The sequence below is a fragment of the Actinoallomurus rhizosphaericola genome (genome assembly GCF_024055675.1).
Taxonomy (GTDB): domain Bacteria; phylum Actinomycetota; class Actinomycetes; order Streptosporangiales; family Streptosporangiaceae; genus Actinoallomurus; species Actinoallomurus soli.
Window position 1 is genome coordinate 68586 of sequence record NZ_JAMXMW010000026.1, and the last position, 24745, is coordinate 93330.

Consider the following 24745-nt stretch of genomic DNA (forward strand, 5'->3'; position numbering starts at 1 on the left):
AACGGCGAGTGAGAACGACCGAATGACCCCCGACGAAGGAGCCCCTCCGATGACCGAGGCCGTGCTGCGCCCGCACGCCGAGCACCAGTTCGCCGACGAGCTCGCCCTCCTCGCCGAACAGGACGACCGGCCGCGCCCGCCCGGCTGGCGGCTGTCGCCGCGGGCCGTCACGGTCTACCTTCTGGGCGGGACGCTGCCCGACGGCACGGTCGTCACGCCGAAGTACGTCGGCCCGCGCCGCCTGATCGAGGTGGCCGTCGCCACGCTCGCCACGGACCGGGCGCTGCTGCTGCTCGGCGTGCCCGGCACCGCCAAGACCTGGGTGTCGGAGCACCTGGCGGCCGCGGTCAGCGGCGACTCGACGCTCCTCGTCCAGGGCACGGCGGGCACCGCGGAGGAGGCGATCCGGTACGGCTGGAACTACGCGCGCCTGCTCGCCGAGGGTCCGTCGGACCAGGCCCTGGTGCCGAGCCCGGTGATGCGGGCGATGCGGTCCGGCGCCGTCGCCCGGATCGAGGAGCTCACCCGGATGCCATCCGACGTTCAGGACTCCCTCATCACGATCCTCTCGGAGAAGGCCCTGCCCGTTCCGGAGCTGGGCACCGAGGTTCAGGCGCGTAAGGGCTTCACGGTCATCGCGACCGCCAACGACCGGGACCGCGGCGTGAACGACCTGTCCAGCGCGTTGCGCCGCCGGTTCAACACCGTCGTGCTGCCGCTGCCCGCGACGACCGAGGAGGAGGTCGACATCGTCGCCCGCCGGGTCGCCCAGATCGGCACGTCGCTGGAGCTGCCGGAGACCATCGCCGGGCTGGAGGAGATCCGGCGGGTCGTGACCGTCTTCCGCGAGCTGCGCTCCGGCCGCACCGCCGACGGTCGTACGCGCCTGAAGTCGCCCAGCGGCACGCTGAGCACCGCGGAGGCGATCTCGGTGATCACGAGCGGCCGCGTCCTCGCGACCCACTTCGGCGACGGGGTGCTGCGCCCGGCCGACGTGGCCGGCGGCATCGTCGGCACGGTCGTGCAGGACCCGGTGGCGGACCGCGTGGTCTGGCAGGAGTACCTCGAGACGGTCGTGCGCGAACGCCCCGAGTGGAGCGACTTCTACCGCGCCTGCCGCGAGGTCTCCTGACCGTGGCCGCCCCCGCCCACGAGCGCGTCCGGATCTTCGGGATCCGGCATCACGGCCCGGGATCGGCGCGGGCGCTCGGCCGCGCCCTGGAGGAGATGCGGCCCGACGTCGTCCTGATCGAAGGACCGCCCGAGGCCGACGCCATCGTCGATCTCGCAGCCGACCCCGGCATGGTGCCCCCGGTCGCGCTGCTCGCTCACGCCGTGGACGGCGGGGATGGACGGCGGGCGGCGTTCTGGCCGTTCGCGGAGTTCAGCCCCGAATGGCAGGCGATCCGTCACGCTCTCCGGGCGAAGGTGCCCGTGCGCTTCTGCGACCTGCCCGCCGCGTACCTGCTCGCCGATCGGCCGCCGGAGGACGTCCCCGCCGATACCGGTGACGTTCCCGGACCGGACGACGGATCCGGCGTCGCCCTGAAGCCGGGCGATGGGTCCGGCGACGCCACGGCGCCGGGTGACAGACCCGGCGTCACCACGGCTCCAGGTGACGGACCCGGTGGCGACACGGCTCCGGACGACGGACCCGGCGTCGCCACGGCTCCAGGTGACGGACCCGGTGGCGACACGGCTCCGGACGACGGACCCGGCGGGGCCACGGTGCCGGGTGACGGATCCGGTGGCGGCACCGTGCCGGGCGAGGAGTCCGGCCTGGCGGTGGCCGTACGGCTCGATCCGCTGGCCCGGCTGGCCGAGGCGGCCGGTCACGACGACGCCGAACGCTGGTGGGAGGACGTCGTCGAGCACCGCGGCGGCGGCCCCGCGCCCTTCGAGGCCGTCGCCGAGGCGATGGCCGCGCTCCGGGAGCACGCGCCGGCCCTGCCAGAGGACGACCTGCGATGGGAGGAGCGGCGCGAGGCGTACATGCGCCGGACGGTACGCCGCGCCCTCAAGGACGGGTACGAGCGGATCGCGGTCGTCTGCGGCGCCTGGCACGTGCCCGCGATCGCCGCCGCGCTCGGCCCCGCCCGCTCGCCCGGCGCGCCCACCGCCGCGGGTGACGACCGCGCGCTGCGCGGGCTGCCGACGACGAGAGTGGCGATGACCTGGGTGCCGTGGTCGTACGGCCGGCTGGCGAGCCGCTCCGGATACGGTGCCGGCGTCACGTCCCCCGGGTGGTACCACCACCTGTTCACCGCGCCCGACCGCCCGATCGAGCGCTGGTTCACCGCGGTGGCGGCGGTGCTCCGGGCGGAGGACCTGCCCGTGTCGTCCGCCCACGTCATCGAGGCCGTGCGCCTCGCGAACGCGCTCGCCGCCCTGCGCGACCGGCCGCTCGCCGGGCTGGCCGAGGTCACCGAGGCGGCGCTCGCCGTGCTCTGCGAGGGCGCCGAACTCCCCTTGGACCTGATCCAGCGCCGCATGGTCGTCGGCGAGCGCCTCGGCGCCGTACCCGATGGTGCGCCGATGGTGCCGCTGCAGCGGGACCTGCGGGACGAACAGCGGCGGTTGCGGTTCCAGCCGTCGGCGTCCGCCAAGGAACTCGACCTGGACCTGCGCAGACCCGTCGATCTCGACCGCAGCCGGCTGCTGCACCGGCTCCGGCTGCTGGGAGTCCCCTGGGGGGAGCCCGGCGAGTCCCGGCGCGGCAAGGGGACCTTCCGGGAGACCTGGACGCTGGCGTGGCGGCCCGAGTTCGACGTCCGGCTCGTCGAGGCCGGGGCGTGGGGCCTGACGGTGCGAAGCGCGGCGTCCGCGCGGGCACGGGCGCTGGCCGCCGAGGCCGGCGGTCTCGCTGAGCTCACCGCGCTGGCCGAGCGGTGCCTGCCCGCCGACCTCGGCGACGCGCTGCCGGCCGTCATGGCCGCGCTCGCGGACCGGGCGGCGGCCGACACCGACGTCGCCCACCTGATGGCGGCACTGCCCGCGCTGGTCCGCACGCTGCGCTACGGCGACGTCCGGGGAACGTCGGCCGAACCGCTCCGCACCGTGGTCGACGGCCTGGTCGTTCGCATCTGCGTCGGGCTGCCCGCGGAGGTGACCGGCCTCGACGACGTCGCGGCCCGCGCGCTGCTCGGCCGCGTGGACGACGTCCACGACGCGCTGTCGCTCCTCGGCGACGGCGAGCACAGCGCACGCTGGCATGGGATGCTCGCCGCCCTGATCGACCGCCCGGGCCTGCACGGCCTGATCGAGGGACGACTCACCCGGCTGCTGCTGGACGGCGGGCTGGTCGACGACAGGCCGGCCGACGGCCGGCTGCCGGGTGGCGGGCCGGTCGACGACGTGGGCGGCTTCGCGCACGGGAGCGACGGCGCGGACCGGACCGTGGGCGGGATCGGCGACCGGATGGCGCGCGCCGTCTCGGTCGGCGCGTCACCGGCTCGCGCGGCCGCCTGGATCGAGGGGTTCCTGTCCGGTGGCGGGCTGATCCTCGTTCACGACGACCGGCTGCTCGGTCTGGTGGACGACTGGATCGCCGGTCTGCCGCCGGAGTCCTTCACCGCCGTGCTACCGCTGCTGCGCCGGACGTTCGGGACCTTCGAGGGGCCGGAGCGCCGGTCCATCGGGGAGCGGGTGGCCCGGATCGGGACCGCCTCGGCTCCCGGCCTCCTCGAGGACGAGGCGCTCGATCTCGAACGCGCCGCCCCGGCCGTACGCACGGTCATCGGCATCCTCGGCGGGTCACAGGCCGATTCCGGCAACTCCCAGGCGGAGCACGGCAGCCTGCAGGCTGACCTCGAGCGATCGCAGGCGAAACCCGGTCCGGGAGATCGGCCGGGGGCGGCCGGACGGGTGGAGTCGCGGCCGGACGACGGAAGGGGGCGGCCGTGACCGCCGACGCGGAGGCGAACGAGGAACGGCTGCGACGCTGGCGGCTGGTACTCGGCGTTGAGGCGGCCGAGTCCACCGGCGCGGCGCTGACCGGTGAGGACGTGAAGATGGACGCCTCACTGGACGCGGTATACGGCACGGGCGGCCGGGGTGCCGGACGGCGGGGCCGCGGCGCCGGGCTGGGCGCGTCCGCGCCGCAGGTCGCCCGCTGGCTGGGCGACATCCGGGCGTTCTTCCCGTCGACCGTCGTCCAGATCATGCAGCGGGACGCCGTCGAACGCCTCGACCTGACCCGCCTGCTCCTCGAACCCGAGATGCTGGACGCGGTGGAGCCCGACGTCCAGCTGGCCGGCACTCTGCTGTCGCTGAACCGGGTACTGCCCGAGCGGGCCAGGGAGTCCGCGCGGGCCGTCGTCCGCGCAGTGGTCCGCCGGCTGGAGGACCGCCTCGCGAGGCGCCTGAGGTCGGCGGTCGACGGCGCCCTCGACCGGTCCGCGCGGCGGCGCCGTCCCCAGCGCGCCTCCGAGGTCGACTGGCACCGCACCGTCCGCGCCAACCTCCGCCACTACGTCCCGGCGCGCCGGACCGTCGTCCCCGACCACCTGATCGGGTACGCACGGCGGCGCCGGACCGTCGAACGCGACATCGTCCTGTGCGTCGACCAAAGCGGCTCGATGACGGCGTCGGTCGTCCACGCGGGTGTGCTCGGCGCGGTGCTGGCCTCGATGCCGACGCTGCGCACGTCACTGGTCGCGTTCGACACGGCGGTGGTGGACCTCACCGACCGGCTGCGGGATCCGGTCGAGCTGCTGTTCGGCACGCAGCTCGGCGGGGGCACCGACATCAACCGGGCGCTGGCCTACTGCGAGCGCCTGATCACCCGCCCGCGCGAGACCGTCCTCGTCCTGATCAGCGACCTGTACGAGGGCGGCTCGCGCGCCGAGATGCTGAAGCGGGTGGCGGCCCTGACCGCCGCGGGCACGCGGATGGTGGTGCTGACGGCGCTCTCGGACGAGGGCGCCCCCGCGTTCGACCACGCGAACGCCGTCGCGCTGGCCTCCCTGGGCGTTCCCGCCTTCGCCTGCACGCCGGACGCGTTCCCCGACCTGATGGCCGCCGCGATCGAGGGCCGCGACCTGACGGAATGGTCCGGACGGTCCGCTTCCGGCCGTTGACACGCTCCCCAGCCTGACGGCACCGGGAACGCGCGATTTGAGTATTCCCCTACTCACTCCCCCGACGTGATCGTCGAGAACGATTCGTACGAAGACGGGGCCCGAAACAACGACGAGAGGGGATGTCGGGTGATCGTACGATCTCGACCGATCCGCTGGGTGACCGTGGCGCTGCTGGCGCTCACCATGGCGATGTTCGTTCCGGTCACGAGACCTGCGGAGGCGCGAACCGGGACCTACCGGCTCGCGATACTCCAGGTCTCCTACGTTGACTCCACCGATCACGCCTACTCACAGACGCAGCTGCAGGCGGCGGGCGGGGAGCTGTCCACCTACTTCGGTCAGCTGTCGAACGGCCAACTGAACCTGCAGGTCAGCGTCTACTCGGCGCCTCTCACCGCGTCCTGGCAGACCCGAGCGCACTACTGGACGGGCACGGGTGACGACCTCGTACAGCACGCGGTCACCGCGGCGGCGGGATCAGGTCTGCAGCTGAGCGGGCTCGACGGCGTCATCGTGCTGAGCCCGGGAGCGGGCGGCGACTTCACGATCGACCCGCAGGAGGTCCACGCCGGTGGTGTGACCCAGCGGGTGCAGACCTCCTTCGACTTCGAAGGGTGCGGCGGTGACTGCGGAACATCGGGCGGCCCCACGCCCGGTCCGTCGCACGTGTGGTGGAACGGCTGGGCCCATGAGATCGGCCACCAACTGGAGATCGCGGACGGCACGGTCCTCGGCGGCAACTGGAACGGGCATCCAGGCGGCTACAGCAGCGGCTACGACCTCATGGACAGCGGCTACCCCGACAGCGAGAGCGTGTACGGGCTCTCCCAGCCGGAGATCGGCACGAAGACCGTGTTCCCCGGATGGCTGCCGCCGTCGAAGGTCGGTTCGGATCCGGCGCCGTCCACCGGCCTACCCGTCAGCAGGGAGTACGACCTGGCGCCCATCTCGGTGGCCTCCTCGAGCACGCCGTACCTCCAGGGGCTCAAGCTTCCGATCGCGCGGGGCGTGTACCTCACCGTCGAGGCGCGCCAGCGTGTCAGAGCGGACAGTTACAGCGTCGGGCCGGGGATCTTCGATGAGGGCATCCTGCTGCACTCGGTCTCGGAGATGAGCGACCCGCCGGTGCGCCCGATCGACTCGTGCGACTACGTCGGTTCGGGCGGGTGCGTGCGCGACCGCACCGACTCGCGCTGGGCGGACTGCCAGAGCGGTGGTACCACTGTGGCCACCTCGCACCCGTACTGCTGGCCGTACGCGCTCTTCCACGTCGGCGACACCTACACCGACTCCGCCGACAACATCACCGTCCGGGTGACCGGGCACGATACCGGGACCGGCACCTACCACGTGGTCGTCACCCGCAGTGTCATGACGGGGCATCCCCAGCTGTCCATCACGCCGTGGCAGACGGCGCCGATGCACACCTGGGAGACCCGCGACATCTGGGTGGACAGCTCGTGCAACGGATACGGCGTCTACCGGTACGGCACCTATCCCGCCCCGGACGCGAACGTCGGGCAGGGCAACGGCGACGATCCGTGCGTTGGCCACCCCAACCGCGTCTACGCGCGGATCCACAACGTCGGAACGGCCCCCGCCGAGCACGTCGTGCTGGATTTCAAGGCGAGCGACCCGCTCGGCACCGGAGTCGGCCCCGACACCGGATGGCGCGGCATCGGATCCGTGAGCGAGGCGACGTTCCCGGCGCTCGCGGCCATTCCCGCCGGCGGATACGCCGACGTGTACGTCGAGTGGACGCCGGATGTGGATCCGTCCCGGATACCGGACGCCACGTCGTTCTCCTTCCACAGCTGCATCCGGGTCGACGTCGCGCGGGCGCCGGGCGAGACGAGTGACGCCGAGCATCAGGCGCAGGAGAACTTCGAGTACTTCCAGGCGCAGACCGACAGCGGTGGCGGCTCCGGGTTCGCCCCTCGATCCGCCCAGGTCATCCAGCGCAGCATCCACCTGGCGAACGCGTACGACAAGAGCGACCCGAACCCGCGGCTCTTCTACATCACCACCTCGGGCACGCTGCCCGACGGCGCGGAGTGGAGGGTCGCCGACGGGCAGAGCCGGATTCTGCTGCAGAACGGCGAGGTACGCGATGTGCCGGTCACGGTGACCCTCCCGGCGGGCCTTCCAGCGGGCCGCACCTACCAACTGGACGTGGCGGCCGGGACGGTCTTCACCGCGACGGATCCGGCCATCCCCGACCATGGGACGGCGCCGCAGACGCACTCGGAGTACAGAGACGTCGGCGGCGTGGTCATCGACGTCGACACGGTGAAGCCGAGCAGTGTCACCCTCGCGGGCACGCAGTACCAGAGCGGCGACCTGGTCGCCGACGGCCGGCTGACCCCGGGGCTCGCCGGGCAGATCGTCACCGTCGACTACCTGAGCCCGGACGGCGTGCAGTACTCACACCAGGTCCAGGTGCAGAGCGGCGGGGTGTTCACCGACAAGTTCTCCCCGCCCAAGACGCAGGTCGGCAAGTGGCGGCTACGCGCCATCTGGCAGGGCACGTCGTCGGTCTCCAGCGCGGTCACCACGGTCGACGCCGTGGTGACGCCGACCGGCTGATCCGTACATAGGGAAGGGCCGGCGGCGCCCGCACCCGGCTCCGCCACGAGCGCCGGGCGGCTCTCGGACGCGGCGTGGACGGCTCGTACCGCCGTCCACGCCGCTCGCGCGACTCGCGGTGCCGGGTGCGGGTTCCGTCATGGGCCCTGAGCGTGCCGGACATCCGTACGACCGGCGCGCATCAGGCGGGCGAGTTCGGCGCGGCCGGTCACGCCGAGCTTGGCGTACGCCCGGCTCAGGTGATTGTCGACCGTGCGCACCGAGAGGACCAGCGCCGCGGCGATCTCCCTGCTCGTCGCGCCGCGTGCCGCGAGCTCGGCGATCTGGTGTTCCCGGTCGGTCAGCTCGGGCACACTGAGCGCCCGCACCGCCGGGGTGACCGCGCCGTCGCAGCGGTTCGCGAGGCGACGGGCGCGGTCTCCGGCCGCCGGGCTGATCCGCGCGGCCTGCGCCACCGCGTCCGCCGCGTGCAGGGTCAGGCCGAGTTCCTCGAAGCCGTCGGCCGCGCCGAGCAGCCCGCGCACGTCCCCACCGGCCAGCGCCCTGGCGTGCCGGGCGAACACCCCCGTCAGCGGGCCCTCGCACATCTCGCTCAGCGCGGTCAGCCGGTTCACCGCCGGTTCGGCGCCGAGTCGCATCGCGTCGTGCAGCGCGGCGGCCTCGAATCCGGTGAACCCGTACGACCGTGCCCGCCGGGCCGTGCGCAACGCCGCGGCGCGGGCCTCGCGCAGGCGGCCGGTGACCGCCAGCACCCAGGCTTCGGCGAGGTCGATGAGGGGGTTGAGCAGCTCGAACGCCGCCGTACGCGCCTCACCGGCGGCACGCAGCGCCGACACCGCGGTGTCGGCGTCACCGGCCAGCGCGGCGGCATGGGCGAGCTCGCCGAGAGACAGCGGCGTCCACGGCGAACGGTCCAGGTTCGCCACGGCATCGCGTTGCCAGCGCACCGCCTCGACGACCCGGCCGTGGTACCGCGCCGCCCAGCCACGCGCCATGGACAGGCAGCCGAGCGCCCAGGGCCAGCCGCCCACCGTGACGAGCCGTTCGTACGCCTCCCCGGCGGCGCGTTCGGCGGCGGGCAGTTCACCGGCCAGCAGATGCGCCAGCGTCAGCATGGCGTCGATGCCGACCTGCAGGAAGGGGGCCTGCGACGCCCACTCGTCGACGGTGGCCATCGCGGCCTCGGCGGCGGTGCGTGCTCCGGTCACGTCACCCGTCACGGCACGCACGTGGACCAGGGTGCCGTGCGCCTGGGCGGCGGCCACCGACGGCAGCGCCGGGCCGCCCAGCAGCCCGGCCGCCGCCGCGACGGCCGGGCGCCACTGCCCGCCGAGCATCTGCTGCGCGGCGCGCAGGCTGACGAGGACCCCGGCCAGCTCCGGCACCGGCTGACGCGCCGCCTCCTCGTCGAGGACGCGCAGCGCCTCGTCCAGCCGATTCAGTCCCCAGCCCAGGTTGATCGCCCGGTTCACGGCGTAACGGGTGCGCTGTAACTCGTCCGAGCCCGTCAGGTCGGCGAGGGCGAGCGCGGCGGCGGCCTCCTCGGGTTGCGCGGACCAGATCCTGAACTCGGCGAGCGTGAGGGCGGCATCCAGGCCGCCTCCCGCGGCGACCGCGGCTTCGGCGAGGCGTAGCGCCAGCGACAGATCGGACACGGCGTAGGCGAGCGCGGCGGCGGTCAGCAGCGGTCCCGGTTCGGTGGCGGTGCCGCTCTCGAGCCGCCAGGCCGCGATCCGCATGACGTCGTCCCGGCGCCGGTGGCCGTACGCCTCCGTCGCCGCCGCCAACTCCGCCTGGCGACGGCGCGCCCGCAGCACCGGGCAGGACGCGCGGATGACCTCGCCGTAGATCGGGTGGGCGAGCCTGATCTGCGTCCGGCGGCCGTCCGGGACCACGGCCGCGAGCTGCGCCTCCTCCACCGCCTCACATGCCTCCGCGGAGGTGAGCGCGGTGAGCGTGGCCAGCCCCACCGGCTCGCCCAGGGACAGGTACTCCAGCACGGCGAGTTCGTCGGCGCCGAGCCCGGCCAGCCGGTCGTGTACGAGTTCGGCGAGCCGGGGCGAGATCCGTACGGCGCCGGACCCGCGTGGATTCCTCTTCTCTCGCGAACCATCGAAGTCGTCGCCGCTCAGCGTCAGTTCCCGCAGCATCAGGGCGTTCCCGCCCGTCAACCGGTGAAGACGGCGCACGGCCGACTCGGGGATCTCGGGCAGGGCCGCGCGCACGTCACCCACCGTGAACGGGCCGAGCTCCAGCCGCGCCACCCAGTCGTCCTTCCACAGCGCCGTGATCGCGTCGGGTGCGGGCTCCCGGCTGCGGACGGTCAGCAGCAGGAACGCCCGGCCGGCCGCGGCCAGGTGCAGCAGCAGGGTGGCCGAGGCGTCGTCGAGCAGATGCGCGTCGTCCACCGCGATGACGCGTCCGGCGAGCGCCTCGGCCGCCCAGCGCACCATCCCCGCCGGTCCCGTGTCCACCGGCGGATCCGGCGGGAGATGGGGGGCGAACGCGCCGAGCGGTAGCCCCGCACCCGCCCGGGTGGCCTGCACGGAGACGACGTCCCAGTCCGCGCACGCCTCGCGGAGCAGCCTGCTCTTGCCGACGCCGGCCGGTCCCGCGATCAGCAGGCCCCCCTTGACGCGATCACGCGCTGCGGCGCGAATCTCGGCCATTTCGTCCACGCGGCCCACGAAAGGCCAGACGCCGATCATGAGCGGATCTTAAAGTCGACCTTCCCGATTCCGGCATCATCCGGCCATATCCGGCCCCGCCGCCTGGTCTTGCCAGGTGGCCAGGGCCTGGATGGAGGGCCGGGAGTAGCGGCTGAGGGAGGTCGGGGAGCGGTGGCCCTGTCCGGAAGCTATTTGCTGGCTGGTTGGGGGGTGGCGGGTTTGGCGGGAGCGGGACCGCTGCCGGGCTTGGCACGTAGCGGTACTTCTTCGATGGCGGTGGCGGCGATGAGGCCGACGGCGGCGATGGCTGCGCCGACGAGGAAGATCTGGTGGGTGGCGTGGGCGACGGCGTGGAGGTAGGCGTCCTTTGCTGCGGCGGTCATGTGCGCGACGTGGTTGGTGCTTCCTTCGCCTGGTGCGGCGTGGCCTTGGACGGAGCTGGTGAACAGGGAGCCGAAGACCGCGACGCCGAGGGATCCGCCGACGGTGCGGAACAGGGTCGCGGCGGCGGAGGCGGCTCCGATGTCGCGCAGTTCCACGCTGTTTTGGGCGATGGTGTTGGCCATCTGGAGGGTGAAGCCGGTGCCGATGCCGACCAGGACCATGAACAGGCTGGTGGTGAACCGGGCGGTGCCGGTATCCATGGTCGACAGCAGGTACATGCCGACCACCAGTGACGCGGTGCCGAGCACGGGGAAGATCTTGTACTTTCCGGTCTTGGTCATCACCTTCCCGGCGATGTTGGAGGCAATGACGGTGCCGGCCATCATCGGGACCAGCAGCAGACCCGAGTTGGTGGCCGAGGCGCCCTGCACGGTCTGCTGGAAGAGTGGCAAGTAGAGCGTGGCGCCGAACATGGCCACGCCCGCGACGATCAGCAACAGGGAGGCGAGCGGGAAGTTGCGGCTCTCGGTGAAGATCCGCAGCGGCATGAGCGGGTTAGCGGCCCGCTTCTGGGAGGCGATGAACAGAGCCAACCCGGAGGCGGCCCCGGCGGCGAGGGCGAGGATCTGCCAGGATTCCCAGGCGTAGGTGCTGCCCGCCCAGGTGAAGGCCAGCACAGTCGCGGCGATCGTGCTGGTCAACAGCGTGATGCCCAGCCAGTCGATGACGGCCTTCTCCTTGCGGGCCGACGGGACGTGCAGCAGCAGCTGGCACCACACGATGCAGATGATCCCGATGGGGAGGTTGATGTAGAACGCCCACCGCCAGCCGAGGTGGCCGGTGATGAGACCGCCCACCAGCGGGCCGCCGATGCTGCCGAGCGCCATGACGATGGCGACCATGCCCTGGTACCGGCCGCGTTCGCGGGGCGGCAGCAGTGCGCCGATCAGCGCGAACGCTCCTGCGGTGAGCCCGCCTGCGCCGACGCCCTGGACCGCACGGAAGATGATCAACTCGGTCATGGTCGTCGACGCCCCGGACAGGGCCGAGGCGATCAGGAAGAGCACGATCGAGGAAAGGAACATCAGCTTGCGGTTGAAAAGGTCGCCGAGCTTGCCCCAGATCGGGGTCGAGCAGGCCATGGTGAGGGTGTAGGCGGTCACCACCCAGGAGATGTGGTCCAGCCCTCCGATCTCACTGACGATGGTGGGCATGGCGGTGCCGACGATCAGCCCGTCCAGCTGCGCCAGCAGCATGGCGAGCAGGATCCCCAGCAGCACCCAGCGGACGTTCTTGGGCACGGCGGGCTCGGCCGGCTGAGCGGCGCCCGTGGGGGCGGGTGTTGGTGTCGACATGATGGATCACTCCTAGGTGGGGCACTGGTCGAGGCCCCCGGTGCGTTGGCCGTTCAGTGCGCTGCCGTGGCGGTACCGCGGCGCCAGATCGTTCGGATGGACAGGGAGTCGCCGATGCGGGTCGTGGGATCGCCGTCGACCAGGAGCAGGTCGGCTCGTGCTCCGGAGGCGATACGGCCTCGGTCGGTGAGGCCGAACCTGCGGGCCGGTGTGCCGGTCGCCGCGCGAAGCGCCTCCTGAGGGCTGAGGCCCGCTCGGACCAGTAGCTGGAGTTCGTGGTGCAGGCTCGCGCCGTGCACGACGCCGCCGTGGGAGGGCACCGGAACCGAGGAGTCGGTGCCGGCGATGATGTCGACGCCCGCGTCGCGCAGTGCCGCGACGGAACCGAGGACGTCCTCGAAGCGCCCGTCCGGGAAGGTGTTGAAGGTCCCGCGCAGCGTTTCGAGCCAGGGCTCGGGCAGTCGCCGTTCCACCCGGGGGTCCTCGGCGAGCACAACGCCGGTACCGCCCATGACCGAGGCGCTGACGGCCAGGCACGGGGTGACGAAGACGCCGGCGTCGGCGATGGCGGCGATGATCTGCGGTGTGTGCGCCTGGTCGATGAACAGGTGCGCGAAGCCGTCCACGCCGACGTCCAGGGCCTGCTGCGTGGCCGCCACGGTCAGGGCATGGGCGATGACCTGCTTGCCGAGCCGGTGTGCCTCGGCCACTCCTGCCTTCAGGGTCTCGGTGCTGATCATCGGTAGGCCGGGGTGCCCCATGACCGCACCGTCCTCGATCATGACCTTGATGTAGTCGGCGCCTTCGGCTACTCGCGCGTTGACGTAGGCCACGGCCTCCTGAGGGGTCGATACCGAGGGCATGGTCCAGCCGCCGCTGTCGGGGGCGTGATCGCCGAGGTCGCCCATCAGCTCGCTGGGGTGTCCTCCGGGCGCCATCAGAGCGAGCAGGGCGGACCGGACGTCGGCGATCTCGTCGTCGGCGCCGATCTGTGCTCGCTGCTCAGGCGTCCAGTACCCCTGCATCTCCAGCTCGGTGGTGACCCCGAACGCCAATGCGAGCCGCAGCCCTTCCAGCGAGGTGTGGACGTGACCGTCGATCAGGCCCGGCAGCAGCGTGCCGCCCTGGCCGTCGACGAGCTCGGCGTCCTGCGGCGGCTGCTGGCCGACAGAGACGATCTCGGTCCCGTCGATGCCCACAGTGCGGGCGTCCAAGACGTGCTCACCGTCGAAAACGCGGACGTTGGTGATGTAGGTCGACATGATTCCTCCAAAAGGGGTCGAAGAGTCGCTGCCCCCACAAGCTAACGAACATGTTCGCTAAGAACAAGTTCGTTCGGACTCGACGACCGGCGAAACGCCCGCCGACACCAGCGATGCCGGGATGTGTCCGGGCGAATGTAACGAGCCATGCTCCTCATCGAACCTGGATTTACGCAGCGAGCGCGTAGATAATCACACTGAGTGACGCCTCGGTAAGTCGGGCGCGGCTCTACGATTTGTACAGCGCCGAACATGTTCGGTACTGTGGTGTCATGCCTGCCCCTGACGCATCCCCCCGCAGCCGCCGCGACAGGCCCGCCAAGCCGGCCCTCACCGCGGACGGGATCGTCGCTGCGGCCGTCAAGCTGATGAACCAGGGGCACGACCAGGTGACGCTGCGGCTCCTGGCCCGGGAACTCGACACCGGGCCGGCCTCGCTGTACGTCTACTTCCGCAACGCCGACGAACTGCACGCCGCGATGCTGGACGAGATGCTCGGAGAAGTGGACCTCGCCCCGGTGACGGCCCCCGGGGACTGGCGCGAGCGCCTGATGAAGATCCTTGCCTCCTACATCCACATCCTCTACACGCGGCCGAACCTCGCCCGCTCCGCGCTGGTGTCACGGCCACGCGGCCGCAACTACTTCGACCTCATCGAGGCATTGATGAGTGTCCTGTACGAAGGCGGCATGGACACTGAACGCGCAGCCTGGGGAGTGGACCTGCTGCTCCAGCTCGCCACCGCGACCGCCGTCGAACACGGCACCCGCAACCAGGACCCCAACGCCGCGCAGGAATGGCAAGCCTTCCTCACCGCACTGCGCACCATCCGGCCCGACCGGCATCCGCACATTACGGCCGCCACCGCCGAACTGGTCTCAGGCACCCCCGAGGCCCGCAGCCGATGGCAATTCCTCGTCCTGCTCAACGGCATCCTCACAGCCCCCGCCCCGAGCACACGAACCCCCTAAGCTCCGCCTTCAACCTAAAGCGCCCGACCCGACACCCTGACCAGCCCCGGCACGACCACCACGGTCACCGGGCCCCAGCGCTCTTCCACCCAGGCCGGCTGAGGTGGGCGCTCTCAGGGGGCGAGCATGAAGGTGGTGGCCTCCCCGAAATTCAGCGACCCGCCGACCCGCAGCAGGTCCGGATACATCGCGCGGATCAGGTCCTCGTTCCACCGGTCGGCCAGTAGCTTCCCGGCGTGGGGGTAGCGGGCGGTGGTGGCCGCCGGGGTGTCGTCGCGCAGCAGCGTGATCTTGCCCAGGTCCCGGATCCTGGGGGTGAGGGCCTTGCCGACCAGGTCGAACAGCCGCGGATAAGCGCAGGTCAGCTATAGGGTCGTTGGATTTTGGCGATTGCTACGGGGACTCCACCTCAGGACGGCCGCGTGGCGAGCGGAATCGCCGACGCCTTGGGCGGATCGGCACGGCATCGCCACGAACCCGCACCGCCTGCCGGCCAACCCGGGCAGCCTGCCGACGAACCCGCACCGCCTGCCAGCGAACCCGTACCGCGTCGCCGGTGGTGCCTGGATAGGGTGGCCCACGTGATCCCCTGTGCGCGGAGCCGGCCGTGACGGACGGCGATGCCGCGACGGTCCGGGCGCTGACCCGGGTCTGCGCCCCTCCTCTGGTCCCGGAGATCTGCCTGCACCTCGCCGATGAGCCGTTCGCGGCCTGGGAGGCCACGCAGCGCGGCGGAGCCGCGTCGGACGTACCGCCGCCGTTCTGGGCGTTCGCGTGGGCGGGCGGACAGGCCCTCGCCCGCCACGTCCTCGACCATCCGGAGTCGGTGGCCGGGCGGCGCGTCCTGGACCTGGCGAGCGGGTCCGGCCTCGTGGCGATCGCCGCGGCCCTGGCGGGCGCCCGGTCCGTCACGGCCTGCGACATCGACCCCCTCGCCGCGACCGCCATCGGCCTGAACGCCGCGCTCAACGGCGTGCGCCTCGACGTCCTCGCCGACGACGTCCTCGACCGCGACCTCGACGGAGTGGACGTGATCCTCGCCGGCGACGTCTGCTACGACGCGGACCTCGCCGGGGCCATGATGACGTTCCTGCGCGCGCAGCGCCGACGCGGTGTGGAGGTCCTGCTGGGGGATCCGCTGCGGCCCTACCTGCCGGACGGCCTCACGACCGTTGCCCGGTACGAGGTGGCGGGCACCGCCAACCTGGAGGAACGTGCGGTCACCGCGGCGGCGGTGTTCGCGATCCCCCGCTGAGCGGCGGGCTCAGGCGGCGTCGTGGAAGACCAGGCCGAGGGCGCGGCGGTGGCCCGACCGTACGGTGCTGACGCCGTGTCGCACGGCGCCCGCCGACCAGCCCCGCTTGGTCCGGACCGGCCGGTCGCGGGTGGTGAAGACGAGGCCGTGGCCCTGCCGGAGCACGGTGGTGGTGCCCCGTGACTGGGCGCGCGGCCGCTGCTCGACGAGCAGGAACTCGCCGCCCGTGTAGTCGGCGCCGTGCTCGTCCAGACCGATGACGACCTGGAGCGGGAAGAGCATGTCGCCGAACACGTCGCGGTGCAGCGCGTTCCAGTCGCCCTCCCGGTAGCGCAGCAGGATCTGGGCGGACCGGCCCTGTCCGGCGGCGCGGCACATCGCGAGCCACTCGTCCAGGTCGTCGGGCCACGGCGCGGGCCGGCCGAGCCGGGCCGCCCAGTCGCGGGCGATCGGCAGCAGTCGCGGGTAGAAGGCGCGGCGCAGCTCGGCGACCGGCTCGGGCAGGTCGTGCGTGAAATAGCGGTACTCCCCCGAACCGAACCGGTGACGGGCCATGTCGACCGTCGTGCGGAACAGCTCCGCCCGCTCGTACAGGGCGGCGATGGCGTGGCACTCCTCCGAGGTCAGCAGCCGGGGCGTCAGCGCGCAGCCGTACTCGTCCAGCTCCTCGGCGATGGCCGCCCAGTCCGCGGCGTCCACGTGCCGCCTCACCTGCGACGCGGTGTTCTGTGAGCTCATGCCTCCACTCTGTCGCGGAAACGCCCCACCGGACTGGCGGGAATCCGACGCGAGGGTCGGCAGGCCGCTACCCGGTCCAGCGGATCACGGCGGCGGCCCACGTGTAACCGGTGCCGGCGGCCAGGAGAAGGACGTGGTCGCCGGGCGTGAGGTGACCCGTCCGTGCGGCGCGGTCGAGGGCGAGGAGCGGGTCCACGCCGCTCATGTGCCCGGTGTCGTCCAGGTACTCGGCGCGGTCCGGCGGCAGGCCGAGCTCCTTGAGCAGGGCGTCGTGCAGCGAGCGCTTGACGTGCAGGGCGCACAGGAAGTCGGCGCGGTCCACGCCCGAGCGGGCCAGCGCGCCGGCCGCCGCCGCGACGAAGTTCGGCAGGCTGACCGGGTCGAGGCGCTCCTTCAGCGATCGGGGGTCGGGCACGTCGAGGAAGTGCCGCCGCCCGCGTACCGTCCCGGCGTCGGCGGGGGCGACGCTGCCGCCCGCCGGGACCATGACGTCGCCGGAGAAGGACCCGTCGGTGAGCATGTGACAGCCGAGGACCTCCGCGCCCTGGTGCCGGGTGAACAGCGCGGCCACCGCGCCGTCGCCGAAGTCGTAGGCGAAGCGGGCGCGCGGGTTGGTGTAGTCGATCAGGTACGACTCGCGGGAGGCGCCGACCGCGAGCACGGTGGTGAGCTCCTCCTCGGCGCGCAGGAGGTTCCGGCAGAAGCGGACGGCGACCGGTGCCCCGCACGACACGTACGCCATCTCGAACACCGCCGCCCGCCGCAGGCCCAGCAGGTGGGCGACGCGCGGGGCGGCGTGCCAGACGGCGTAGTCCTTCCAGGTCGAGCCGAAGTAGACCAGGGCGTCGACGTCGTCCGGGGAGAGGCCGCGCTCGTCCATGAGGCGGCGGGCGGCCGTCGCCGCCATGTCGCTGACGTGCTCGTCCGGCGCGGCGACGTGCTTGCCGCGCAGGCCGAACCGCTCGACCAGCACGTCCTCGGGAATGCCGCTGCGCCGCGCGATCTCCGCGGCCGGCGTCCAACGGGACGGCAGGTACGCCGCCGTGGCGGCCAGGCCGATCATCCGGCGAACCCCGAGCGCAGCGCGTTCTTGAGCGTCTTGCCGACGGCCGACCGCGGCAGCGCGGGCACCAGCCGTACGTGCCTGGGCACCTTGAACGCCGCGAGGTGCTCCCGGCAGTGCGCGAGCAGCGCGTCGACCGGGACGTCCCCGGCGACGAACGCGCAGCCGACCTCGCCCCAGCGCTCGTCGGGCACCCCGACGACCGCGACCTCGGCGACGCCGGGGAACGCGGCGAGCACCGACTCGACCTCGGCCGGGTAGACGTTCTCGCCGCCGGAGACGTACATGTCCTTCACCCGGTCGCAGATCCGGTAGAAGCCCTCCGCGTCGCGCTCGGCGACGTCGCCGGTGCGCAGCCAGCCGTCCGGGACGGCCTCCCGGGTGGCGGCGGGGTTGCGCCAGTAGCCGGTGAAGACGTTGGGCCCGCGCACGACCAGCTCGCCGCGGCCCGGCCCGTCCAGGGGCCCGTCCGGGCCGAGGAGCGCGACGTCGACGTGCGGGTACGGCTTGCCCGCCCAGCCGACCCGGCCCGCGACCTCCTCCGGCGGCAGGCACAGGACGTTCGGGGCGGCCTCGGTGAGCCCGTATCCCTGGGTGATCCGCACTCCCCGGTCCAGCCAGGTGCGCAGCAGCGGCTCCGGCATCGGCGCGCCGCCGACGACCACGCACCGCAGCGAGGACAGGTCGGCGGTGGCGAACTCCGGCTGTGCCGCCATGAACTGGTACGTCGCCGGGACGCCCATCATCGTGCTCACCCGGCGCTCCGCGATGAGCCGCAACGCGCGACCGGCGTCGAAGGAGGGCTCGAGCACGACGGTGGCGCCCTTCCACCAGGCGAGCAGCGGCTGCACGTTCCAGCCGCCGACGTGGAACTGCGGGAGCACCTGCAGGACGACGTCGTCCTCCCGCAGCTCGCAGCCCCGGTCGAGCGACAGGTTCGTCCAGAAGCAGTTCGCGTGGCTGAGCAGCGCCCCTTTGGGCCGGCCGGTGGTGCCGGAGGTGTAGACGATCAGCAGCCCGGCGTCCGGGCCGGGCTCCCCGTCCCCGGGGAGGCCGTCCTGGCTGGGACCGGCCGCGACGGCGTCGAGGCCCGCGCGGGTCAGGTCCAGGACGGGCCCGCCGAAAGGCGGGGCGGCGAGGCCGGGCGCGGTGAACAGCATCGCCGGTTCGGCGTCGGCGATCTGATAGGCGAGCTCCGGCACGGTCAGCCGGACGTTCATCGGGACGAGGATCAGGCCGGCCTTGGCGCAGGCGAAGAACAGCTCGGCGTGCTCCGGCCGGTTGTCCGTCAGGGTCGCGACCCGGTCCCCCCGCCGGAGGCCGCGTGCGGCCAGCCCGGCCGCCAGCCGCTCCGACCGGTCGTCCAGCTCGGCGTAGGTGATCTCCTCGGTCCCGAACACGATCGCCGTCCGGTGCGGCGTCGTACGCGCCCGGTCGCGAATCCAGCGCCCGAGATTCACGAGGCACCGAGCCCGCGCCGGACGAAGGCGTACATCTCCTCGAAGACGTGCTCCGGCACCTCGCCGGCCTCGGCGTCGTCCCGCCACAGGATCCAGCGCATGCCGATCATCTCGCCGACGCCCATCAGCGCCCAGGCGACGACCTCCGGATCGGCGGGGGCGATCTCCCCGGCGTCCATCGCGCCGCGCAGCCCGGCGACATACCCGTCGGCGATCGCCTGGTAGTGCCGGCGGAGCGCGTCCGGCGCGGCGAACTCCGCCTGCCGGATGATGCGGTACAGCGCCGGGTGCTCGGCCGTGAACCGGAAGAACCCCCGGAACCCGAGCCGTTCGGCCTCCGCGCGGGTGCGGCCCTGCCGGGCGCCCTCGGACATGGCGCGGCGGACCCGGCGGTTCAGGTCGGCGACGAGCTCGTCGAAGATCTGCCGCTTGCCCTGGAAGTAGATGTAGAAGGTGCCCTGCGCGACCTCGGCCGCCTCGGTGATCTTCACGATCGACGCGTCGTGGTAACCGAGGGCGCCGAACACCTGCTCGGCGGCGTCCAGGAGGCTGCGCCGGGTGCGCTCCCCCTTCGCCGACAGCGGCCGCCCGCGCGTGCTGGTGGGCGGCGGCTCCTCCTCGATGCGCCAGGCCATCGGCTCAGCCCGCCAGGTGCGCGTGGAACAGCGCGGCGAACTCCTCCGGCCGCTGGGCGTACGGGAAGTGCCCGGTGCCGGCCATCACCTCTTCCCGGTAGGCGCCGTAGCGGTCGAGGACCTGCCGGGTCTGGGCCTCCATGGGCTGGGCCGGGAAGGCGTCCTCACCCGGCCAGCCGGGGACGTACCCGAGCGCGCCCAGGTGGCCGAGGTCGCACATCGAGGTGTCGGAGACGACCGCGTCCCGGTCGCCGTGCACCCACAGCACCGGGGCCCGGCAGCCCGACTCCGGGAAGGTGCTCCAGTCGAAGTACTTCGGCGACATCGTGTTCAGCACCCCGCGGGAGCCGGGCGCGGTGCCGGGCCAGTGCGGGGACGTCGTCGCGTCGCCGGGGTAGTGGTCGTCGCCGACCCGGGTGCGCAGGATGCCGTCGAGCAGCTCCTCCTCGCTCCGTACGGCCTCGGCGCCCGGGAAGTAGAGCGTCCGGACGACGTTGCGCGGCGACACCGGATGCCCGTCGGTCCGGTCGCCCTCCCGCATGAGCTTGACCAGGTCCGGGTTGGCCGTGCCGCCGCCCGATCCGGCGAAGTCCGGCGTGCAGGGCGTGCCGTCGAGGCGGGTGCCGCCGAAGCCGTACGGGCTGACGGGCGCGACCAGCGTGATCGTCCGCGCGCGCTCGGGGTGCCGGCCGGCCAGGTCCATGACGACGCCGCCACCCATGGAGTGCCCGACGAGGTGGACCGACTCCAGGCCGAGCTCGTCGAGCAGGGTGAGAAGATCGTCGCGGAAGTCGCCGACGCCGCGCGTCGCGTCGATCGGCGCCGGGTCGCTGCGGCCGAACCCGCGCAGGTCCGGGGCGATGCCCCGGTAACCGGGCGGCAGCAGGCGAAGCTGCTCGTCCCAGGCGGAGCCGTCGGACAGGTTGCCGTGCACGAACAGCACCGGCTCGCCCTCGCCCGCCTCTCGCGTGTGAAGGACCATGATTCCCCTCCCGACCGGCTCTTGACGGGGTGCGCCGGCACCGCCAAATTAACAGGTGAATCACCTCTCATAAAAGGGGCGGCGGATGCGCAGAATCCTGGTCACTCTGATCCTCCTGTTGATGTTCGCGTCGCCCCTCCCGGCATACGCGACATCCTCGGTCACGCTCGAGGCGACCTACACCAGCGGCCTGGAGAACGGCTGGGGCACGGTCGAGCGGTACCGCGACACCTCCTCCGGATTCGCCGCCGAGGACTATCCGCCGGGCGGCGTCGGCGACCAGACCGGGCAGACGCAACGGCTGTTCGGCGGGGTGGCGGAGCCGCACTCCTCCCGATTCCTGCTGTACCAGGCGCCGAACGCGCTGACCGGATCGAAGCCCGTGCCGGTGCTGCTCGTGCACGGCGCGAACCAGACCGCCGACCAGGCGTGGGCCAACCCCAACGTCCTCGGCCCGAACGGCTGCGGCAGCGCGAGCTGTCCCTCCACCGGCCTCATGCAGTACCTCGACGGGCGCGGCTACAAGGTCTTCGCGATCGGCTTCCCGCACAAGACCGGTGACGGGTACTACTGGAGCGAGCAGATCGGCGACGCGGTCAAGCTCATCAAGGCCAAGACCGGCGCGTCCCAGGTCGACGTCGTCGGCTGGTCCAAGGGCGCGTTCAACGCCCGCATGTACGTCTCGTCGCTGCGTAAGTCGTGGGGCACCGCGTACGCCGGTGACGTGCGGCGGCTGATCCTGCTCGGCGGGCCGAACAAGGGCTTCGACTGGGGCTTCCGGCACGGCTGGAGCCACGACTTCGCGATCTTCCCGCAGTGCGGCGGCTCCCTCGACGCGCCCGCGCCGCACACCGCGATGGTCTGCTACGGCCTCTGGTACGACGAGACGCAGCTCAGCTACGAGGGCACGGCGTTCCCCGGCGCGCGGCAGATGCTGTACCGCTGGGACGACGTCTACCCGCTGCCGACGACCGAGCAGGACTGGTACACCACCTACTACGGCGGGCAGGGCTACTACACGAGCGGCCGCGGCATCCAGTACAGCATCGACCAGGGCTCGCTGGTGCAGCCGCTGATCGACGCGGGTGTCCCGGCGAGCGTCCCGGTCTACGAGCTGTGCGGGAACTCCCCGACCATGCCGCTGATGCACAATGAGCACACCGGCCCGTCCGACGGCGCGGTGTTCGTCGCCAGCTGCACCAACACCGCCGGGATCGCGAACCGCGCGGCCTCGGCCACCCTGGCCCTCAACCACCTGCAGCTCGGCTGGAACTCCGGCGCGGAGGCCCAGGTGGCCTCCTGGCTGGGCTGATCGGAACAGACGAGAGGACGGCGATGACGACGGGCACGGTGACGGCGGCGGGCGTGCGGATCGCGTACGAGGAGGCGGGCGACGGTCCGCCGCTGCTGCTGATCCACGGTCTCGGCTACCCCCGCTGGGGCTGGGAGCCCGTCGTCGAGCCGCTCGCGAAGACGTACCGGGTCATCACGTTCGACAACCGCGGCATCGGCGGCAGCGACGCGCCGCCGGGGTCGTACGACACCGCGACCATGGCCGCGGACGCGGTCGCGGTGCTGGACGCGGTCGGCGTACGCCGGGCGCACGTGATGGGCGCGAGCCTGGGCGGAATGATCGCCCAGATGGTCGCCCTGGACCACGCCCACCGGGTCGACCGGCTGATCCTGGCCTGTACGACGCCGGGCGGAGCGGAGGCGTACCCGCTGCCGGAGGCGACGCTCGCCCTCATCCGCGAGGCCGCCGGCCTGCCGCCGGAGGAGGCGACGCGGCGCCTGACCGCGAACGCGCTGGCGTCGCCTCGCCCCCTGGAGGACCTCCTCGCCCGCAGGCTCGCCGACCCGCAGGATCCCGCGGCGTGGCAGGCGCAGTCGGCCGCCTCACTCGGCCACGACGCGTACGGGCGGCTGGCCGGCGTCACCGCGCCGACCCTGGTCCTGCACGGCACCGCCGACCGCGTCGTCGACCCACGCAACGCGCCCCTGCTGGCCGAGCGCATCCCCGGCGCGCGGCTGGAGTGGCTACCCGACCAGGGGCACCTCTTCTTCTGGGAGGACCCCGACGGCACGGTCGAACGGGTGCGGCGCTTCCTGGGCTGAGAGCTGCTACCCCTCGGCCGGGCCCACGCGGAACCAGTCGAACGCCGCGCCGTCGCCCGACGCGCCGGCCGGGGCGGTGCCGAACAGGCCGAGCGTCGCCCCGATCCACTTGCCCTGGGAGGCGGTGAACGGCCCGCCGAGCGGCTGGAGGCCGTGGCCGTCCGCGTCGGCCGCGAACCGGCAGACGCCACCCGGCCCGACCTCGATCCGCAGCCGTACCGCGGACCGGCCGCGCGACATCGGGATCGGCGCCACCGCGTCCACCTCGGCCTTGCCCTGGGCGGCCGTCCGGTAGCACAGCGCGAGCCCGGAATCGGTCCGCCGCAGCCCGATCCACGCGTACCCGTAGCCGAGCACGACCAGCCCGGCCCGCGCTCCCGGCGTCCGCGCGTCCAGCGTGAGGGAGGTCGTCGCGACGAACGACTCGGCGGGGAAGCGCTGGCCCAGGACGTTCGGCAGGAGCCGCAGGTCGGCGGTGTCGGCGCTGGGCGAGCAGGCCAGCCGGAGCCGGCCCGCGAGTCTCTCAGCGAGTCACGAAACGGTCAAGGACGCAGGATTCCCCCCGGGACGCCGGACCGGCCGTCCCGGGGGGCGGGGCTCATTCCAGGCCGCGGTACTCGAACCAGTCGAAGTCGGCGACGTTCGTGCTCGGCCGCCCCGTGGCGCCGGCGTACATACCGAGATAGGCGCCGATGAAGCCACCGGCGACCTCGGTGCTCAGCACGGTGCCGTCCACCGTGCCGCCGATCGGCCGCCACGGCGAGCCGGGCACGGCGTACCGGAACGCATAGGCCTGATCGTGCGCCTCGACCGCCAGCCGGACCCGGCCCTCGGGCAGGGCCTCCTCCGCGAGCGTCTCGTCGGCCCCGGCGGCCCTGCGGATCAGGCGGAGCACCCGCCGGCCGTCGCGGAGGGTGACCAGGAGGCGGATCTGGAACTCGTCGTTCTGCAGGAGGACGAGACCGGCGCACTCGTTCTCACCCCGCGGCGCGAAGTCCAGGGCCGTGTGCGCGGCGAAGCGCGCGTGGCTCTGCCGACGGGCGATCAGACTCGGGCACGCGTGCTCGGTCACGGTCTCCGGCCGCAGCCGCAGGCGCAGGTGGCCCGGGCGTTCGGCCAGGTCCCAGAAGCGCTCGCGCGGCGTACGGAGTTGGTTCCAGTGCGGGCCGAGCTCGGGGTCCTCGAAGTTGTCGCAGGCGGGCTCGGCGGGCCAGCGGTGCTCGGGCAGGTCCGGGGCGGCTTCGACGGCCTCGACCCGGCCGGTGCCGGGGGCGAGGACCGGCCAGTCGTCCTCCCACTCCACTCGTGCGAGGAAGGTCTCCCGGCCCAGGTTGCCCATGACCCCGCCGGACGGCCGGATCCCGAGCAGCACCGCCCACCACTCCCCCGTGCCGGTCTCCACCAGGTCGGCGTGCCCGGTCGCGACGATCGGGTGTTCGGTCCCGAGGTGGCGGTGGGTCAGGACCGGGTTGCGCGGGTTCCCCTCGTACGGGCCGGTGACCCGGCGGGACCGTGCCACGGTGACGGCGTGCTCGCGCGCGGTTCCGCCTTCGGCCACCACCAGGTGATAGAAGTCTCCGACCCGGTAGAGGTGCGGGGCCTCCGCCCAGACCGCGTCGTTCAGCGCGCCGTGCCAGAGCACGTGCTCCGGGCCGGTCAGGCTCAGCGTCGCCGGGTCGAACTCCCGCAGCCAGACCTCGGTGTGCCCGTCCGCGTCCACGGGCCGGGTCGCGTGGAACCAGACCCGCCCGTCCTCGTCGAACAGCAGCGACGGGTCGAAGCTCTCGTGCTCGCCCAGCCAGTGCGGCTCGGACCACGGCCCGGCCGGGTCGGTCGCCGTCACCACGAAGTTGCCGGACGGGCCGGTGCCGTCGACCAGCGTGCAGACCACGTAGAAGGTGCCGCCGGCATGGCGGATCGTCGGCGCGTACAGGCCGCCCGACGGCCGGACGCCGTCCAGCGGCAGCTGCTCCGGCCGGTCCAGGACGTGGCCGAGCGGCCGCCAGTGCACCAGGTCCCGGCTGTGGTGGATCGGCAGGCCGGGGAACCACTCGAACGAGGAGGTCACCAGGTAGTAGTCCGCGCCGACCCGGCAGATCGACGGGTCGGGGTGGCAGCCCGGCAGAACCGGGTTGCGGAAGACACGTGCTGACGGCGCCGGCCGTCCTCCGGTGCTCACCACGCCCCGA

The 24745-nt window shown here is 72.8% G+C and carries 18 protein-coding genes and 1 pseudogene; 8 read left to right on the top strand and 11 right to left on the bottom strand.

Features of this window, described 5'->3' with window-relative positions; genetic code table 11:
• Positions 1 to 49: 49 nt before the first annotated feature.
• The 4 genes from NE234_RS39455 (at position 50) to NE234_RS39470 (ending at position 7667) form a co-directional block, all read left to right on the top strand.
• Positions 50 to 1132 carry an ATP-binding protein gene (locus NE234_RS39455; RefSeq protein WP_252786161.1) on the top strand — a complete coding sequence of 361 codons (1083 nt, stop codon included), beginning with the start codon at positions 50 to 52 and terminating at the stop codon, positions 1130 to 1132.
• A gap of 2 nt (positions 1133 to 1134) precedes the next feature.
• A complete protein-coding gene (locus NE234_RS39460) occupies positions 1135 to 3903 on the top strand; it encodes a DUF5682 family protein (RefSeq protein WP_252786163.1) in 2769 nt (922 codons plus the stop codon).
• The gene (locus NE234_RS39465) at positions 3900 to 5078 is read left to right on the top strand and encodes a VWA domain-containing protein (RefSeq protein WP_252786165.1); all 1179 of its coding nucleotides are present in this window, start codon (positions 3900 to 3902) and stop codon (positions 5076 to 5078) included. Before NE234_RS39460 ends, NE234_RS39465 begins: the two co-directional genes overlap by 4 nt.
• Positions 5079 to 5207: 129 nt before the next feature.
• Entirely contained in the window at positions 5208 to 7667 is a 2460-nt protein-coding gene (locus NE234_RS39470; RefSeq protein ID WP_252786167.1) for a hypothetical protein, read from the top strand.
• Between the two features lie 137 nt (positions 7668 to 7804).
• Here the strand turns inward: NE234_RS39470 and NE234_RS39475 are convergent, their stop codons facing one another.
• From NE234_RS39475 to NE234_RS39485, 3 genes are all read right to left on the bottom strand, one after another.
• Positions 7805 to 10375 carry a helix-turn-helix transcriptional regulator gene (locus tag NE234_RS39475; protein ID WP_252786168.1) on the bottom strand — a complete coding sequence of 857 codons (2571 nt, stop codon included), beginning with the start codon at positions 10373 to 10375 and terminating at the stop codon, positions 7805 to 7807.
• Between the two features lie 149 nt (positions 10376 to 10524).
• On the bottom strand, positions 10525 to 12075 hold the full coding sequence (locus tag NE234_RS39480) for an MDR family MFS transporter (RefSeq protein ID WP_252786170.1): 1551 nt from the start codon (positions 12073 to 12075) through the stop codon (positions 10525 to 10527).
• Positions 12076 to 12128: 53 nt separating this feature from the next.
• Positions 12129 to 13337, bottom strand: a complete 1209-nt coding sequence (locus tag NE234_RS39485; protein WP_252786172.1) for an amidohydrolase family protein — start codon at positions 13335 to 13337, stop codon at positions 12129 to 12131.
• Between the two features lie 272 nt (positions 13338 to 13609).
• Between NE234_RS39485 and NE234_RS39490 the strand changes: the two genes are divergently transcribed.
• Positions 13610 to 14308 carry a TetR/AcrR family transcriptional regulator gene (locus NE234_RS39490; RefSeq protein WP_252786173.1) on the top strand — a complete coding sequence of 233 codons (699 nt, stop codon included), beginning with the start codon at positions 13610 to 13612 and terminating at the stop codon, positions 14306 to 14308.
• Between the two features lie 113 nt (positions 14309 to 14421).
• Here the strand turns inward: NE234_RS39490 and NE234_RS46185 are convergent, their stop codons facing one another.
• Positions 14422 to 14673: a Tn3 family transposase gene (locus tag NE234_RS46185; protein WP_406567130.1), complete on the bottom strand. Its 252-nt coding sequence runs from the start codon at positions 14671 to 14673 to the stop codon at positions 14422 to 14424.
• Between the two features lie 242 nt (positions 14674 to 14915).
• Here NE234_RS46185 and NE234_RS44850 point away from each other — a divergent pair, with 242 nt between their 5' ends.
• Positions 14916 to 15563 (top strand): class I SAM-dependent methyltransferase, encoded by a 648-nt coding sequence (locus NE234_RS44850; protein WP_252786175.1) that lies wholly within the window; start codon positions 14916 to 14918, stop codon positions 15561 to 15563.
• 9 nt (positions 15564 to 15572) lie between these two features.
• Here the strand turns inward: NE234_RS44850 and NE234_RS39500 are convergent, their stop codons facing one another.
• The 5 genes from NE234_RS39500 to NE234_RS39520 all read right to left on the bottom strand — a co-directional run bounded on the left by NE234_RS39500 (position 15573) and on the right by NE234_RS39520 (position 20441).
• On the bottom strand, positions 15573 to 16301 hold the full coding sequence (locus tag NE234_RS39500; protein ID WP_252786177.1) for a 2OG-Fe(II) oxygenase: 729 nt from the start codon (positions 16299 to 16301) through the stop codon (positions 15573 to 15575).
• Positions 16302 to 16368: 67 nt separating this feature from the next.
• Positions 16369 to 17364, bottom strand: coding sequence for a 3-oxoacyl-ACP synthase (locus tag NE234_RS39505; RefSeq protein ID WP_252786179.1), 996 nt, complete (start codon positions 17362 to 17364; stop codon positions 16369 to 16371).
• Positions 17361 to 18824 carry an acyl-CoA synthetase gene (locus NE234_RS39510; protein WP_252786181.1) on the bottom strand — a complete coding sequence of 488 codons (1464 nt, stop codon included), beginning with the start codon at positions 18822 to 18824 and terminating at the stop codon, positions 17361 to 17363. Before NE234_RS39510 ends, NE234_RS39505 begins: the two co-directional genes overlap by 4 nt.
• A complete protein-coding gene (locus tag NE234_RS39515) occupies positions 18821 to 19459 on the bottom strand; it encodes a TetR/AcrR family transcriptional regulator (RefSeq protein ID WP_252786182.1) in 639 nt (212 codons plus the stop codon). The genes NE234_RS39510 and NE234_RS39515 overlap by 4 nt, the downstream gene beginning before the upstream one ends.
• A 4-nt stretch (positions 19460 to 19463) precedes the next feature.
• Positions 19464 to 20441, bottom strand: a complete 978-nt coding sequence (locus NE234_RS39520; protein WP_252786183.1) for an alpha/beta fold hydrolase — start codon at positions 20439 to 20441, stop codon at positions 19464 to 19466.
• A gap of 85 nt (positions 20442 to 20526) precedes the next feature.
• Between NE234_RS39520 and NE234_RS39525 the strand changes: the two genes are divergently transcribed.
• Complete coding sequence (locus NE234_RS39525) at positions 20527 to 21753, top strand: esterase/lipase family protein (RefSeq protein WP_252786184.1); 1227 nt, start codon at positions 20527 to 20529, stop codon at positions 21751 to 21753.
• A 23-nt stretch (positions 21754 to 21776) separates the two neighbouring features.
• Positions 21777 to 22556: an alpha/beta fold hydrolase gene (locus NE234_RS39530; protein WP_252786186.1), complete on the top strand. Its 780-nt coding sequence runs from the start codon at positions 21777 to 21779 to the stop codon at positions 22554 to 22556.
• Positions 22557 to 22562: 6 nt separating this feature from the next.
• Here the strand turns inward: NE234_RS39530 and NE234_RS39535 are convergent.
• Both NE234_RS39535 and NE234_RS45670 read right to left on the bottom strand, forming a co-directional pair.
• Positions 22563 to 23060: pseudogene (locus NE234_RS39535) on the bottom strand (beta-xylosidase family glycoside hydrolase); the annotation flags it as partial.
• A 94-nt stretch (positions 23061 to 23154) separates the two neighbouring features.
• Positions 23155 to 24738 carry a glycoside hydrolase family 43 protein gene (locus tag NE234_RS45670; protein ID WP_252786187.1) on the bottom strand — a complete coding sequence of 528 codons (1584 nt, stop codon included), beginning with the start codon at positions 24736 to 24738 and terminating at the stop codon, positions 23155 to 23157.
• Between the last annotated feature and the right edge of the window lie 7 nt (positions 24739 to 24745).

What these genes read in the sequence shown, in the direction of transcription:
- NE234_RS39530 (WP_252786186.1), top strand. Translation starts at nt 21,777, where the DNA reads ATGACGACGGGCACGGTGACGGCGGCGGGCGTGCGGATCGCGTACGAG.
- NE234_RS39500 (WP_252786177.1), bottom strand. Translation starts at nt 16,301, where the DNA reads ATGAGCTCACAGAACACCGCGTCGCAGGTGAGGCGGCACGTGGACGCC.
- NE234_RS39515 (WP_252786182.1), bottom strand. Translation starts at nt 19,459, where the DNA reads ATGGCCTGGCGCATCGAGGAGGAGCCGCCGCCCACCAGCACGCGCGGG.
- NE234_RS39485 (WP_252786172.1), bottom strand. Translation starts at nt 13,337, where the DNA reads ATGTCGACCTACATCACCAACGTCCGCGTTTTCGACGGTGAGCACGTC.
- NE234_RS39455 (WP_252786161.1), top strand. Translation starts at nt 50, where the DNA reads ATGACCGAGGCCGTGCTGCGCCCGCACGCCGAGCACCAGTTCGCCGAC.
- NE234_RS39525 (WP_252786184.1), top strand. Translation starts at nt 20,527, where the DNA reads ATGCGCAGAATCCTGGTCACTCTGATCCTCCTGTTGATGTTCGCGTCG.
- NE234_RS39475 (WP_252786168.1), bottom strand. Translation starts at nt 10,375, where the DNA reads ATGATCGGCGTCTGGCCTTTCGTGGGCCGCGTGGACGAAATGGCCGAG.
- NE234_RS39505 (WP_252786179.1), bottom strand. Translation starts at nt 17,364, where the DNA reads ATGATCGGCCTGGCCGCCACGGCGGCGTACCTGCCGTCCCGTTGGACG.
- NE234_RS39520 (WP_252786183.1), bottom strand. Translation starts at nt 20,441, where the DNA reads ATGGTCCTTCACACGCGAGAGGCGGGCGAGGGCGAGCCGGTGCTGTTC.
- NE234_RS39490 (WP_252786173.1), top strand. Translation starts at nt 13,610, where the DNA reads ATGCCTGCCCCTGACGCATCCCCCCGCAGCCGCCGCGACAGGCCCGCC.
- NE234_RS39480 (WP_252786170.1), bottom strand. Translation starts at nt 12,075, where the DNA reads ATGTCGACACCAACACCCGCCCCCACGGGCGCCGCTCAGCCGGCCGAG.